This is a genomic window from Modicisalibacter luteus DSM 23508, from assembly GCF_000378505.1.
GTDB classification, from domain to species: Bacteria; Pseudomonadota; Gammaproteobacteria; order Pseudomonadales; family Halomonadaceae; genus Modicisalibacter; species Modicisalibacter luteus.
Genome location: NZ_KB899993.1, coordinates 145,857 through 158,844 on the forward strand (window position 1 = coordinate 145,857; position 12,988 = coordinate 158,844).

A 12,988-nucleotide genomic window follows, 5' to 3' on the forward strand; every position below is an offset into this window, starting at 1 on the left:
ACACCTCCGTGATGATTTGCGGTGGAGTCTACGTCAATTCAGGCCTCTTCGCCGAGCCGACTCGCATAGTCACCACTTGTCGAGTGCCTTTCGGGAAGAGGAGCCAGTTCGCCCGTTTCTGCACGTAGCCTAGGCAGGGCATAGGGGTAGTGGGTATTGATGAATGCAATCAACTTTTCACGCACTTCACAGCGGAGATCGAACGCATCACCACCGCTACCCGCACTGACCAGAATGCGGACCTGCATGGTGCGCTCACTAAAATCGGTGGCCTGTACCACACTGACCTTGCCATCCCAATACTTTGAGGCAGCCAGAACCCGGGCCAACTCTTCTCTGACCGGATCGAGCGGCAAGGTGTAGTCAACGTAGATGAATACGGTCCCGATCAGATCAGCACTACTGCGGGTCCAGTTCTGGAAGGGGTTATCTATGAAATAATTGATTGGCAGAACCAGCCGGCGAAGGTCCCAGATACGAATCACGACATAGGTCAGCGTCAATTCTTCAACGCGCCCCCATTCTCCTTCGACGACGACCGCGTCATCCAGTCGAATGGGTTGGGTTAGCGCAATTTGAATACCCGCAAGCAAATTGCCCAGGACTTTCTGGGCTGCAAAGCCGACGACTACCCCGATGATCCCTGCCGAGGCCAGAATGCTGGCGCCAAGTTGGCGTACCTTATCGAATACCATCAACATCGATGCGATGGCTAGCACGACGATGATGAAATTGATCAGCTTGCGCAGCATGGCGACTTGAGTATGTACCTGGCGTGCGCGCAAGTTATCGGCGACATCGGTGCGAAACCGCGCATGCAGGATGTTTTCACCGATCCCCACCATATACATCAGAACAGCGGCAATACCACCAATAAGCACCAGACTGGCCAGATTGTTCAAGGAAGCTTCCAGCCCCGGCGAGTCCGTAACCAGTGGCAACAGCGAAAACAGCAGAAAGACGGGAAGCAGTACGGCACAGCAACGTGCCAGGAAGGGAAAGAAATACTTGTCCAATGCATTGCTGCGTCGTTGCGACCACCGGTCGAGATAGGCGATCATTCGCTTGGCGAGGCGCAAGAATAGCCAGATGGCAAGAGTCGCGCCGAGTGTATGCGCAGCGATGACCAAAGCCATCCTTGCGGGGACCTCGGGGAGTAGCACGACCAAGGAGATCGCTGGACCATATAGCCAGATCAGCAATTGTACGGGTAAATACACAGCCTGGCCGAGCACACGCAACAGGCGTAGATGAGGGGTCGTGCTTGACTGCACGCGACGATGCAGTTGTCGCAGGGCGAAGGATGCCGTGGCGGCGACCAGCAGTAAGGCTAAGGCCAAGCCCCCGCTCGACAGTGCGGTGCCGAATTGACGTTCGAGCCAATACATTCCTTTATCTCCATCGGCTGAATGACTACGCGGAGCCTGGCTCCGCGTTCTCATGCATTTAGCCTAGAAGAATTGCTTCCCGACACCGAATTCTGAAGTTGATTCGTTTCAGCCGTTGGCCATCACGCTGCGTGGGCCGGAAAACGCACCCTTGCCGATCCCCTCGAAGGCTTGGACACGAACTTCGCTTTCCGACTCGCTCGTGATGCCGTCCGACAGCCAGGCAGCAATATGCTCTACGGTGGTGGGGGTTGGCATGATGATGCAGCGTTCACGGGGCAGACGGATCTGAAATTGACCCTGAGCTGCTTTATAGCGGATTGTCAGCTGGCCTCGAGGCCCTGGGGGGCCGGCATCAGCGATGTCGTCCTCTGTCACCAAGTAGCGATCATGCAGGCGTTCGGCCCAAGCGGACTCCAACTCAGGCTGCCGCGAACCTTGGGCCCATATACGCAGACGTGAACGGTGGCCGTGCGCAATGCGCTGGCAGTTTCCTTCGTGATGCTTTAGACCGTGGCTGTAGGTAAAGGCCGCATCCTCGATGGCTTCGTCATGCAGTTCCAATCTGATGGCCTCAACCCTTGGAGGAGGACGTCGGCTGAGTACGGTGCTGTAGTGGTCGGCGAGACGCTGCGGGGTAACTTCCTTCCAAGGCAGTAAGGTGAAAGCCTGGCGCGGACCACGGACCTCCATCGGATATGGGGTCGTGGTCCGAATACATATACCTTCGCTGCAATCGTGTACGCTTAGTCCCGGTGCTTCTAAGGGTACCAGGAGGGTATGGTCCGGTCCGCTATCGAGATGCGACTTGACCCAGGGTTTGACCTGACCAAAGTCGAAAAGCATGCCGTCTTCGCCCAGTTGCCCGTCAAGCTCGACGCCCACATGCCAACTGGCCCCGATCAGGCCGCGGTGCGGACACCACAACGAGACATCCAGATGGGTCAGGTTATTAACGAAGAGAGTCATTAGTCGATTCCCGCTAACTTGTGGATCTGTACGGACAGGCGCCATTGTGGATGGGACAGGCAATAACTCACCGTTTCCGTCAGGGTATTTCCTTTTGAGCCTTGGAAATCTAACTCCATGGGTTGCAAAAAGAAGTGATCGAAGGCTAGGTCAGTGAATTGCTCTGGCCTAGCATCTGCCTGAGGGTATACCAGCTTGAGTTCGTTTCCTTGAGTCAGCCTTAAAGGTGCCCGTCCCTTGGGACTAACGCATATCCAGTCGATGCCAACGGGGGGCTGCAACGTGCCATTCGTCTCCACGGCAACTTCGAAGCCGCGGTCATGCATGGCCATGAGAAGGGAGGAGTCGAGCTGAAGAAGCGGCTCACCACCAGTGAACACGACGTAAGGCTTGGACGTCTCGAGGGTAGACGTAGGCCATAATGATGCAAGGTGACTGGAGAGTTCGTCAGCTGTGGCAAATCGGCCCCCGTTCTGGCCATTGATCCCGACAAAATCGGTATCACAGAAACGGCAAACACTGGTCGCTCGATCGCGTTCACGCCCTGACCACAGGTTACAGCCTGAAAACCGGCAAAACACGCTAGCCCTTCCGGCACGCGCCCCTTCGCCCTGGAGCGAGTAGAAAGCTTCCTTGACGCTATACATGGGACGAGTACCTCACAGGGTCGGTAACGCCATTGGCGGCAAAGGCTGCCAACCGCTCACGACAGCTGCCACACTTGCCGCAAGCAAGCTCCCCGCCTAAATAGCATGTCCAGGTATATGCATAGTCGAGCCCCATGGAGAGCCCGGCGGCTAAGATGTTGGCCTTATCGGTATGCAGAAACGGTGCCTCGATGCGCACTGGCTCGAAATTGGCGATAGCTGCCACAGCATTCATTTTCTCAACGAACTCGGGGCGACAATCGGGATAAAGGGTATGGTCGCCGCCATGCGCGCCGTAAAAACAAATATTGGCGCCAATATTGACCGCATGCGCAATCGCGAGCGACAGCAGTACCATGTTGCGATTGGGTACTACGGTAGCGCTCAGGTTATCTTGCGCATAATCGCCGTTGGGCATGGCGCGATTGGTGTCGGTAAGCGCGGATCCATCCATGAGCGAGTGGATGGCCCGGATGTCGATGAGCCGGTGATTAATGCCCAGGTCATCGCAAACCTGCTCAGCTACGTGAAGTTCCTTGGCATGGCGCTGACCGTAGTGAAAGGAAAGCGCATGTACATCGAAACCCTGTCGTAACGCTTTATGAAGGACGGTGTAGGAATCCATGCCGCCGGAATAGATGACGACGGCTTTCTGGACGTCGACGCCTGCAGCATCGGTAGATCGTTGGGTCATGATTATCCTGCCGGAGAATTTGTTGATTCGTCGGAGACGAGTCCGGGATCCGGGTGTCCGGACGACAAGCGAGACGCTCATCGCTGCGAGCTGCTCTCGTGTCGAGAGCGGGCGTTATCTTACCGTTTGGAAAGGCTGGCAGCCAGGATCGATGACTGGCGATTCGACGTAGCTAACGTTACCCTCGAAAGCAGTCCGGCGAATCGGCGAGAGTATCGAATGGCAACCATTGAACATAGCGCAATTGTCCATGCAGAACGCGAAAGAGTATTTGCCCTGCTGGAGCAGGTAGAAAATTTTGCCGATTATTCCGACATGATCGAATCGATCGAACCGCTTGGCGATTCACGCTACCGTTGGCATATCCACGCCATAAGGATGGATTGGACTTTTGATGTGCAGATCACGGAGCGACGAGCGCCTGAAACGCTTGCGTGGGAATCGGTGGAAGGCGTGCGTAATACGGGGCGTTATCGGCTCGAAAGTGTGCCCGAAGGCACACGAGTGACATTGACCGTGGAATATCATATTCGTAATCGGCTCTTGGAGAAGGCGGTCAACAAGGCTGCCCAGCCAATTGCGAATCAGGTCAGCCGGCAGATTCTGGAGCGCATCGAGGCGCGCCTATGACCGCTCATTGTGCTGTGATTCGGTTGCGTCCCTGGCGCTTGGAAAGATACATGCGCTGATCGGCAATATGGATCATCTCTTTCGGTAAGGAAAAATCCCCGTCACCCAGGCTGACGACACCCACGGATGCGGTGATGAAGACAGGGACGCCTGCATGATGTACCAAAGGCTGGTCGCGTAGCTTTGCGCAAAGAGTGTCGGCAAATGCCGAGGCTTCCGAGTGAGAGCGGTTCTTGAGAATGGCGAGAAACTCCTCACCGCCGTAACGTCCCACGATGGTGCCGGGCTCACTGGTACCTTGCAGCAGTTTAGCGAAGGCACGCAGAACCTCGTCACCGAAATGATGTCCATGCTTATCATTGATCTGCTTGAAATGGTCGAGATCAATAAAAACGAGCGATAATCTCGAGCCGTCACTCTGTGCCTCGCAAAAACAGCTCTCGAACAATTGCATCAGGTATTGGCGATTGAACAGCCGAGTCAGCGGGTCGAAGCGGACGGCTTCGCTGAGCTTGGCGTTGTTCTCACGTAACTGAGCGAGTTCCCTTTCCTGCTTCTTGAGACGTTCGTATAGATTCAGGCTGCGTTCGAGCAAGAGCTGCTTGCTTTCGAAAAGCAATTGCTGGGGATCGATCCGGTCCGGTGCGTCGACATCAAACAACTCCGCAATTATGGGTAACTGTTCCTGAATGCTTCCCAGTAATTCGCTGCGAAACGTATCATCGCCAAGCCAGGGCTCGAGCTGCGCCAAGGTCTTGTGTCCATCCGGTGCCAACCAGATGTCTGCCAGGCGTCCCGATAACATGACACACTCGCCGCCAGTCAGTGACTGTTGGTTGACGGGGCAGTCGTGACTGTAGCGGATCCACTCGCAACTCAGCGGCGAAAGTCCCCAGGTGGCGGCTAACCAGGCGCCGATCTCGGTATGGTCAGCACCCAGGTCGATTCGTTCGCGCAGGCTAATTTCGTCATGTTGAAGGTTGCCTCCCAGCGTATCGGCGTAAATAGGCCCTTCGACGGCATCCAGAGCTAGCATGCCGATATCCTGTAGCAGGGCGGCAGTAAAAATAGTATCGCTATCCAGCTCGTTCGGGACGTGGCGTGCCAATTCGCGTGCAGCAATGGCACTGGTGAGGGATCGCTGCCAATATTTGTGCAGGTCCAGGCCTTTGGTCCGGGCCCGGTTGCCGTAGCTTCGAGCCAAACTGAATCCAAGGGCCAGCGAGACGGACATCTCCAGCCCGAGCCGCTCTACCGCTTCGCGTAATGTGCTGGCTGGGCGTCCGCCCAAAGTGTAATAAACGGTATTGGCCAGGGAAATCAGTCTAACGGTCAGCGCGGGATCATGATTGAGTGCTTCGACCAGAGGCTGCAGCTTGACGTCGGGATCGCGTGCCAGCTCAATGACCTTGAGTACGGCAGCAGGCAGCGAAGGAAGAGTAGGGCAAGTGGCCAGGGACTGGCGCAACGCGTCGGAAATCAAGCAACAGCCCCCCGCAAGTGCCACCCCGCTAGCTGTGGAGCATTACCACAGGGTAAAAGTGTAACGACCACGCGCATCATTATATCCTTATACTGAAGGCATATAACCGTCGGTCACACTATAACAGCGGATTGTTACCTGCGGGTCAAGATAAATTCCCTTACGCAAATACACGCGATCTTTACGGTAGGCTTACAATTAAGCGCTAGAAGCAATCCCGCCGAAGCCACGCCGGCGTGATTGGCCGTCGGGTCCGTAAAGTGCTTTACCAGCTGCCTCGTTGAGAAAATCGAGAATTCGCTGGTTCTGAGCCAATCGAGAGCCGACGAGCACACCGTTGAGCTGATTGAGCTGCTTGGCATGCTGCGCTCTTTCACGAAAAGTTTGCCAATCCTGCATGCACCCGGCATCTTGAGCTGCTCGCTCTGCACCGAGTCGGCCCTCACCATAGCCCAGCTTACGCTGAGCGGTAACGCGTTGGGACTCGAGCTGCTCAAGCAGGACAAATGTCTCCTGCTTGTCACGGGCCAGTTGTGAAAGATGCTCTCCATCGACATGACCATGGGCTAGGCATTCCCGCTCGGCTTCGAGTAGCTCGATCAGGGTTTCAAGGTGACTGCGTTGACGGGCAATATGCCGGGCCAGGCTCATGGTCGATACTCCAAAACGATTCAGGACGTCTTGTCGCCGAGTAGATCGCGCACACTGTCGATCAACCCGTCGGCGATACGCTCGGCGCGAATATCGAGACGGCCCTCGTTAATCGCCTGACGAATCTCGGCGACGCGAGTGGCATCGACATCCTTGCTGGCGTCTTTAGCCCCGTCACTCAGGTGGGTGACGGTAGCTGGTTGGGTCTTGCTCTTGGCCGAGTCTGCCGCGCTGGTTTGGGGCTTCTTGCCGGCTTCACCTTGGGCAATCGGGTTCAGAGCCTGAGAATTGTCGATTTTCACGCAATCATCCTCACAATAGGTCGCTTTCCCTGTCTATCGGCGTCGGGTACGGATACTTTAGTCCATCGGCAGAAATTTAGGTTCCAGCGACTACTGGTCGAGCTTGCATGTTAGAGCGTAATTTTTAGTTGGTTGGGCCCTGTCACGGTAGCCATGAGCTGTTCCCCGTTATTTGTGCTCAAGCGAACCTCATCGCCCAATGCACCGTTGTCCAACGCCTTGACCTTACGGCTGATCGAAAACCCTGCGCCTTGTGCCGTTACGGTCACATGATCGCCACGCGAGACGAGTTGTGGGCGACGAAGATACTGGGTTTGCAGTGACGTACCAGCCCGCAATGGTCGGGCGACGGTCATGCCCAGCGCCTCATCGATACTCAGCAAGGCATGGCGGGGCAGGCTTTCCAGCCGAGCCTCTTCCACGGTCAGATCATTAGCTGTGATAAGCGTACCTGCCTCGATTTGACGCGCGGTGACGACATGATCGACCAACACGGAAACTGTAGCTTGAAGGTAACGCGTCTGCTGCCCTTGCTCCCCGCAGCGCAGGCCGATAGAAACACGACCGTACAGGCGCTGCCCGGGATTTGTCAGGAAAGGCTGCGGGTCGATACAGGTGGCCAGGCGAGCCGATGCCGGATGTACCGTAACTTCGATGTCACGCCCCAAGTCGCTGGCTTGGTCGGTCAGAAACGCTGTGATGCGATCTTCTACCTGAGCGTCAATCTCCGTTGCGCCCCAGGTGGAAATTGCGGGAACTAGCCACAGGACGAACGACAATAACAGCCTCATTGTAAGGCGTGTCGTCCTCTGGTGAGGTATTCCGTTCATCTTGGCGTCTGTCGTGATCCGCATTTCCGCCTCCCATTTCGATAGTCGCCGATTCTAGGAGTAGGCGAAAAAAACCAAACGCTGAAATGATGGCCAAATTATGGCCTGTTTTTGCCTTTGGGCTGACAGGGGTAGGTCTATTCTCCACGCTGAATCTATCCCCATCCAGGCCAAAGGGCTCGATGATGATCGACAAGCTTGCCGGGGCGCTAAACTTCCACCAGGAAGTACTCAATCTGCGCGCCGAACGACAAAAAGTACTGTCCAGCAATATCGCCAATGCCGATACGCCCAACTACAAGGCGCGTGACTTCGATTTCTCCAGCGAATTGTCTCGAGCCATGGAAAGCGGGCGGACCAGTCGCGAAGGGCTGGGCCTGGCGACTACCTCCAGCCACCACATTCCTGCGCAGGCATCGGTTTCGACGGGGCGGGATCTGCTGTATCGCGTTCCCGATCAGCCGAGTCTGGACGGTAACACCGTGGACATGGACCGCGAGCGCGCGCAGTTTGCCGATAATGCGGTTCGCTATCAAGCCGGCCTGACCATCCTCAACCGCAAGATCCAGGGCCTGAAGACGGCCATGCAGTCGGAGTAATGCCGCGTGTCTATGTTTAGCGTTTTCGATATCTCTGCGTCGGCCATGAGTGCCCAGTCGCAGCGTATGAATGTCACCGCCAGCAACATGGCCAACGCCGATAGCGTGGCGGGTCCTGACGGCGAAGCCTATCGGGCCAAGCAGGTCATGTTCGAGACCCAGTCGCAAGCCGCCAATGGTGTGGGTGGCGTGCGCGTTTCCCAGGTCATCGACGATCCGTCGCCGATGCGTACCGAGTATCGCCCGGATCATCCGCTGGCCGACGAGGAAGGCTACGTGACGATGCCCAATGTGGAACCGGTCAACGAGATGGTCAACATGATCGCGGCGTCGCGGTCCTACCAAGCCAACGTCGAGGTCATGAACACCAGCAAGACGCTGATGCTCAAGACGTTGACGTTGGGCGAAAACTGATTCGGTAGGTCGAGGAGATAGCCAATGGCCAACAGCATAGATAGCGGTGTACTCAACAACATGAACCTGGGCGCCGCCGCCAAGCAGACTCAGGGCACCAGCCAAGAGCTAAGCGACAGCTTCATGACTCTGCTGGTAACGCAGCTGAAGAACCAGGATCCATTGAAGCCGATGGAAAATGCTGAGATGACCTCTCAGTTGGCACAGATCAATACGGTCAACGGTATCCAGGAGCTCAATACGACCCTCGAGGGCATCACGGGACAGATCGATGCCGGTCAGACCCTGCAAGCAGCGGCGCTGATCGGCCAGGGCGTGCTGGTGCCAGGTGACCGTGTGTTGGTCGGCAAGGGTAGCGATGAGGCCGAAGGTGTCGCTACCACGCCATTTGGCGTCGAGCTCAAGAGCCCTGCTGAGCAGGTCAAGATCACTATTACCAACGGTGCCGGTGAAGTCATGCGCACCTATGAAAATGTAGGGCCGCTCGATGCCGGCGTACAATCCTTCACCTGGGATGGCACGCTAAGCGATGGCAAGACTACGGCCCCGGCGGGTGAATACAAGGTATCCATCGAGGCAACCCTTGATGATGAGCCTGTCGCGGTGACTTCACTGCACTACGCCCAAGTGAACGGCGTGGTCAAGACAGATAGCGGCCCACGCCTGGATCTGGGAGCGCTCTCCGATCAGGTCAGGCTCGAGGACGTGCGCCAGATTCTCTAATGCCACGCATCTCAGCTAAAAACCATAACCAGATTTAGAATACGCGCAGGAGTAGAATCATGGGTTTTTCACAAGCGCTTAGCGGCCTTAATGCAGCATCTTCGCAACTCGACGTTGTCGGCAATAACATTGCCAACTCGCAGACGGTGGGCTTCAAGGGCTCTAGTGTTCAGTTTGCCGACGTATATGCCGCCAAGACCGGTCTGGGGACGCGGGTTTCCGCGGTGCTCCAGGACTTCAGCAATGGTGCGCTGGAATCCTCCGGCCGCAATCTCGACTTGGCGATTGCCGGTGGCGGCTTTTTCCGCATGACCCAGAATGACCAGGTGGTTTATTCGCGTAACGGCCAGCTGACCATGACCCCAGATGGCTATCTGGAAAATGCCCAAGGCGCGCGCCTGACCGGTTACCCGGCGGGAGTAGGTGCCGGTGGGCAGCCGCAGGCGCTGCAGGTGCCTGCGGCTGCATTAGAGGCCAAGGCGACCACAGGGGTGAATGCCAGCCTCAACCTGGATGCCAACTCTAGCAGTAATCCAGCTGACCAGACTCAGCATGCCAGTGGTAACTTTAGCTACAACTACGCCAACAGTTCAACGGTCTATGATTCGTTGGGCAACCGCCATAACGTCACGATGTACTTTGCTAAGCTTGAGCCCGATGCAACTGCAAATCCGCCCATCGGAGACAACGATTGGCAGGTCCGTACTTCCATCGATGGAACTTTGACTGGCGGTGATGGCCAGCCTCAACCCTTGACGTTTGATAGCAATGGTCAACTGACCGGAAGCGATACTCTGACTTATACCTTTACGCATGCCAATGGGGCCACTAATCCCCAAGGCGTTGCTTTCGATTTCGGTGGTACCACCCAGTACGGTAATGATTTCGAGCTCAGCAGTCTGAACCAGGACGGCTATACCTCTGGCAGCATGGTCGGCATCACCATCGATGATGCCGGCAACGTCATCGGCAGCTATTCCAACGAAGAGTCCAAGGTGCTCGGTACCATCGCGTTGGCCAACTTCCGCAACCCGGAAGGCCTCAAGCCGGTGGGGGATAACGCTTGGGTCGAGACCACTGCATCCGGCCAGGCATTGGTCGGCCTGGCGGGCAGCGGCATGCTGGGTTCCATTGAGTCCGGCACTGTCGAAACTTCCAATGTCGATCTGACCAAAGAGCTGGTTGATCTGATCATTGCTCAGCGCAACTTCCAGGCTAATTCCCAGACCATCAAGACCCAGGACGAAGTCATGCAAGGTATCGTGAATCTCTAATGCTGGCTGCGCCGGGCCATTCGGTTGGCCCGGTCGTGTTGATGTAACTGTTTCTGGGAATCAGGAGAGCCAGACCCCATGGATCGCATCCTTTATACAGCGATGAGCGGAGCCAGGCAGAGCATGGATCTGCAGTCGGTCATCAATCATAACCTTGCCAATGCCTCGACGCCGGGTTTCCGCTCTGAGTTGCAGGCCATGCGAGCGGTACCGGTGCAGGGCGAGGGCTTGGCGACGCGGACTGTGGTTGCGGCTACCACGCCGGGCACCAATTACAGCCATGGCCCCATCAACACCACCGGGCGCGAGCTGGATGTTGCTATCGACGGTGACGGCTGGCTGGCCGTCCAAACGCCGGATGGCGAGGCCTATACGCGCCGCGGCGACCTGCAGGTCGATGCCAACGGCATGCTCACCGTGATGGGGCGGCCGGTCATGGGCAATGGCGGCCCCATCGCTGTCCCGCTGGGTGCCGATGTCAGCATCGGTAGTGACGGCACGCTCAGTGCTCTGGTCCCGGGTGGCGAGCCGGCCACACGAGGCCCGGCAGGTCAGCTCAAGCTGGTCAACCCTGAGCCGGGTAGCCTGGTACGTGGCGAGGATGGCTTGTTCCGTCCTGCCCAGGGCGGGGTACTGGAAGCTGATGACACGGTGCGGGTTGTCAGTGGCGCGCTGGAAGGCAGCAACGTCAGCGTTACCGAAGCCATGGTCTCCATGATCGATAGCGCTCGTCGCTACGATATGCAGATGAAGTCCATCGAAAGCGTTGATGAAAACTCCCAACGGGCCAACAACCTGCTTTCCGTGACAGGCTAATTCGCTAAGCGATTAGCCAGAAGAATTATCGAGGAAACGTATCATGATCAGATCGCTGTGGACGGCCAAGACCGGTCTCGAATCCCAGCAGGTGCAGATGGATGTCATCTCCAACAACCTGGCAAACGTCAGCACCAATGGTTTCAAGCGCTCAAGGGCCGTGTTCGAGGACCTGTTGTATCAGAACCTGCGCCAGCCGGGCGCTCAATCCACTGTGCAGGACAACCTGCCGTCAGGCATGCAGATAGGTAGCGGTGTCCGCCCCGTTGCCACCGAGCGCCTGCATACCCAAGGTGGCCTGGAAAATACAGGGAATTCCCGCGATCTGGCTATCAATGGCAAGGGTTTCTTCCAGGTAATGCGTCCGGATGGCACGACCGCCTACACGCGCGATGGAAGCTTTCAGGTCAACCAGAACGGTGACATGGTCACGGCCAGCGGTTACCCGATCGAGCCGGCAATTAACATTCCTCAGGATGCTCTGTCTGTATCGATCAGCCAGGATGGCATCGTCTCGATCACCCGGCCGGGAAGCAGTCAGTCCGATGAAGTCGGTACGCTCATGCTGGCGAATTTCACCAACCCGACCGGGCTGGAAAGCATTGGCGAGAATCTGTATCTCGAGACAGATGCTTCCGGGCCGGCTTTCCAGAACCTGCCAGGCCTCAACGGTGCCGGTAGCCTCTACCAGGGCTATGTAGAAACCTCCAACGTCAATGTGGTCGAGGAAATGGTCAGCATGATCCAGACCCAGCGTGCCTACGAGATCAACAGCAAGGCTGTACAGACTTCCGACGAGATGCTGGCGCGTTTGGCCCAGTTGTGATCCTGAGCATGGGTAATGTGTACATGACGTCACGTCCTTTCTTCGCCCTGAATCGTATGCTGCGCCTGGTACTGGTTTTGGTGGCGCTGCTGATCATCGGTGGTTGTGCTCAGTTGCCGAAACCCTCGGTGGTAGGCGAACAGGAAAGGGTCGTGATTGCCGAGCCACCTCCGCGGGTGCCCAATGGCTCGATCTATCAGCCAAACCGGGGTTATCACCCGCTTTTCGAGGATCGCCGGCCGCGCATGGTCGGTGACATTCTGACCATCGTCCTTGATGAAGAAGTCAGTGCCAGCAAAAACGCTTCGGCCAATGCTGGACGCGAGGGCTCGGCAGGGCTCGAGCTTGGCCAGCTGCCCGATGCGCTGGCAACACTCGCCGAGTATGGTTTCGATGTCTCCGGTGAGAATGACTTTTCCGGCAGTGGTGGAGCCGCAGCATCGAACAGCTTCACCGGGACCATCACCGTGACGGTGCTGGATGTCCTATATAACGGGAACCTGCGCGTTCGCGGCGAGAAGCAGATCATGATTAACCAGGGGACAGAGTTCATCCGCTTCTCTGGGGTTGTCAATCCGCGGACGATTACAGCACAGAATACGGTCCCCTCGACCCGAGTGGCCGATGCTCGCATCGAGTACGTCGGGGATGGTTATATCAACGAGGCGCAGACCATGGGCTGGTTGCAACGCTTCTTCCTCAACGTGTCGCCTTTCTGAAAGGCACCACATGAATCACAGGT

The 12,988-nt window shown here is 56.8% G+C and carries 16 protein-coding genes; 8 read left to right on the forward strand and 8 right to left on the reverse strand.

All coding sequences use genetic code 11. The features are described 5' to 3' along the window. Positions 1-38: 38 nt before the first annotated feature. From F568_RS22510 to queC, 4 genes are all read right to left on the reverse strand, one after another. Positions 39-1,388 carry a mechanosensitive ion channel family protein gene (locus F568_RS22510; RefSeq protein ID WP_019018390.1) on the reverse strand — a complete coding sequence of 450 codons (1,350 nt, stop codon included), beginning with the start codon at positions 1,386-1,388 and terminating at the stop codon, positions 39-41. 108 nt (positions 1,389-1,496) lie between these two features. Continuing rightward, a complete protein-coding gene (locus F568_RS0109020) occupies positions 1,497-2,357 on the reverse strand; it encodes a 6-carboxytetrahydropterin synthase (protein WP_019018391.1) in 861 nt (286 codons plus the stop codon). After that, positions 2,357-3,004, reverse strand: coding sequence for a 7-carboxy-7-deazaguanine synthase (queE, locus tag F568_RS0109025; protein WP_019018392.1), 648 nt, complete (start codon positions 3,002-3,004; stop codon positions 2,357-2,359). The genes F568_RS0109020 and queE overlap by 1 nt, the downstream gene beginning before the upstream one ends. Continuing rightward, a complete protein-coding gene (gene queC, locus F568_RS0109030) occupies positions 2,997-3,698 on the reverse strand; it encodes a 7-cyano-7-deazaguanine synthase QueC (protein ID WP_019018393.1) in 702 nt (233 codons plus the stop codon). The genes queE and queC overlap by 8 nt, the downstream gene beginning before the upstream one ends. A 219-nt stretch (positions 3,699-3,917) precedes the next feature. Between queC and F568_RS0109035 the strand changes: the two genes are divergently transcribed. Continuing rightward, positions 3,918-4,328, forward strand: coding sequence for an SRPBCC family protein (locus F568_RS0109035; RefSeq protein WP_019018394.1), 411 nt, complete (start codon positions 3,918-3,920; stop codon positions 4,326-4,328). A gap of 4 nt (positions 4,329-4,332) precedes the next feature. On the opposite strand, the gene F568_RS22515 is transcribed toward F568_RS0109035, so the two are convergent. The 4 genes from F568_RS22515 to flgA form a co-directional block, all read right to left on the reverse strand. Beyond that, a complete protein-coding gene (locus F568_RS22515) occupies positions 4,333-5,811 on the reverse strand; it encodes a GGDEF domain-containing protein (RefSeq protein WP_019018395.1) in 1,479 nt (492 codons plus the stop codon). A gap of 198 nt (positions 5,812-6,009) precedes the next feature. Next, complete coding sequence (locus F568_RS0109045; protein ID WP_019018396.1) at positions 6,010-6,462, reverse strand: flagella synthesis protein FlgN; 453 nt, start codon at positions 6,460-6,462, stop codon at positions 6,010-6,012. A 20-nt stretch (positions 6,463-6,482) separates the two neighbouring features. Further along, positions 6,483-6,764, reverse strand: a complete 282-nt coding sequence (gene flgM, locus F568_RS0109050) for a flagellar biosynthesis anti-sigma factor FlgM (RefSeq protein WP_019018397.1) — start codon at positions 6,762-6,764, stop codon at positions 6,483-6,485. A 110-nt stretch (positions 6,765-6,874) separates the two neighbouring features. Next, on the reverse strand, positions 6,875-7,543 hold the full coding sequence (gene flgA / locus F568_RS0109055) for a flagellar basal body P-ring formation chaperone FlgA (protein WP_019018398.1): 669 nt from the start codon (positions 7,541-7,543) through the stop codon (positions 6,875-6,877). A 236-nt stretch (positions 7,544-7,779) separates the two neighbouring features. Between flgA and flgB the strand changes: the two genes are divergently transcribed. The 7 genes from flgB to F568_RS0109090 all read left to right on the forward strand — a co-directional run bounded on the left by flgB (position 7,780) and on the right by F568_RS0109090 (position 12,965). Beyond that, positions 7,780-8,193 carry a flagellar basal body rod protein FlgB gene (gene flgB, locus F568_RS0109060; protein ID WP_026300433.1) on the forward strand — a complete coding sequence of 138 codons (414 nt, stop codon included), beginning with the start codon at positions 7,780-7,782 and terminating at the stop codon, positions 8,191-8,193. 6 nt (positions 8,194-8,199) lie between these two features. Continuing rightward, positions 8,200-8,607, forward strand: a complete 408-nt coding sequence (gene flgC, locus F568_RS0109065; protein ID WP_026300434.1) for a flagellar basal body rod protein FlgC — start codon at positions 8,200-8,202, stop codon at positions 8,605-8,607. A 24-nt stretch (positions 8,608-8,631) separates the two neighbouring features. Then, positions 8,632-9,330: a flagellar hook assembly protein FlgD gene (locus tag F568_RS0109070; RefSeq protein WP_019018401.1), complete on the forward strand. Its 699-nt coding sequence runs from the start codon at positions 8,632-8,634 to the stop codon at positions 9,328-9,330. Between the two features lie 59 nt (positions 9,331-9,389). Next, complete coding sequence (flgE, locus tag F568_RS0109075) at positions 9,390-10,604, forward strand: flagellar hook protein FlgE (protein WP_019018402.1); 1,215 nt, start codon at positions 9,390-9,392, stop codon at positions 10,602-10,604. Positions 10,605-10,682: 78 nt separating this feature from the next. Further along, a complete protein-coding gene (flgF, locus tag F568_RS0109080; protein WP_019018403.1) occupies positions 10,683-11,420 on the forward strand; it encodes a flagellar basal-body rod protein FlgF in 738 nt (245 codons plus the stop codon). 43 nt (positions 11,421-11,463) lie between these two features. Next, the gene (gene flgG, locus F568_RS0109085) at positions 11,464-12,246 is read left to right on the forward strand and encodes a flagellar basal-body rod protein FlgG (protein WP_019018404.1); all 783 of its coding nucleotides are present in this window, start codon (positions 11,464-11,466) and stop codon (positions 12,244-12,246) included. Between the two features lie 56 nt (positions 12,247-12,302). After that, positions 12,303-12,965: a flagellar basal body L-ring protein FlgH gene (locus tag F568_RS0109090; protein ID WP_026300435.1), complete on the forward strand. Its 663-nt coding sequence runs from the start codon at positions 12,303-12,305 to the stop codon at positions 12,963-12,965. Positions 12,966-12,988: the final 23 nt, after the last annotated feature.

What these genes read in the sequence shown, in the direction of transcription:
- F568_RS22510 (WP_019018390.1), bottom strand. Translation starts at nt 1,388, where the DNA reads ATGTATTGGCTCGAACGTCAATTCGGCACCGCACTGTCGAGCGGGGGC.
- F568_RS0109090 (WP_026300435.1), top strand. Translation starts at nt 12,303, where the DNA reads ATGCTGCGCCTGGTACTGGTTTTGGTGGCGCTGCTGATCATCGGTGGT.
- F568_RS0109045 (WP_019018396.1), bottom strand. Translation starts at nt 6,462, where the DNA reads ATGAGCCTGGCCCGGCATATTGCCCGTCAACGCAGTCACCTTGAAACC.
- flgG (WP_019018404.1), top strand. Translation starts at nt 11,464, where the DNA reads ATGATCAGATCGCTGTGGACGGCCAAGACCGGTCTCGAATCCCAGCAG.
- F568_RS0109070 (WP_019018401.1), top strand. Translation starts at nt 8,632, where the DNA reads ATGGCCAACAGCATAGATAGCGGTGTACTCAACAACATGAACCTGGGC.
- F568_RS0109035 (WP_019018394.1), top strand. Translation starts at nt 3,918, where the DNA reads ATGGCAACCATTGAACATAGCGCAATTGTCCATGCAGAACGCGAAAGA.
- flgB (WP_026300433.1), top strand. Translation starts at nt 7,780, where the DNA reads ATGATCGACAAGCTTGCCGGGGCGCTAAACTTCCACCAGGAAGTACTC.
- F568_RS0109020 (WP_019018391.1), bottom strand. Translation starts at nt 2,357, where the DNA reads ATGACTCTCTTCGTTAATAACCTGACCCATCTGGATGTCTCGTTGTGG.
- queC (WP_019018393.1), bottom strand. Translation starts at nt 3,698, where the DNA reads ATGACCCAACGATCTACCGATGCTGCAGGCGTCGACGTCCAGAAAGCC.
- flgE (WP_019018402.1), top strand. Translation starts at nt 9,390, where the DNA reads ATGGGTTTTTCACAAGCGCTTAGCGGCCTTAATGCAGCATCTTCGCAA.
- flgF (WP_019018403.1), top strand. Translation starts at nt 10,683, where the DNA reads ATGGATCGCATCCTTTATACAGCGATGAGCGGAGCCAGGCAGAGCATG.
- queE (WP_019018392.1), bottom strand. Translation starts at nt 3,004, where the DNA reads ATGTATAGCGTCAAGGAAGCTTTCTACTCGCTCCAGGGCGAAGGGGCG.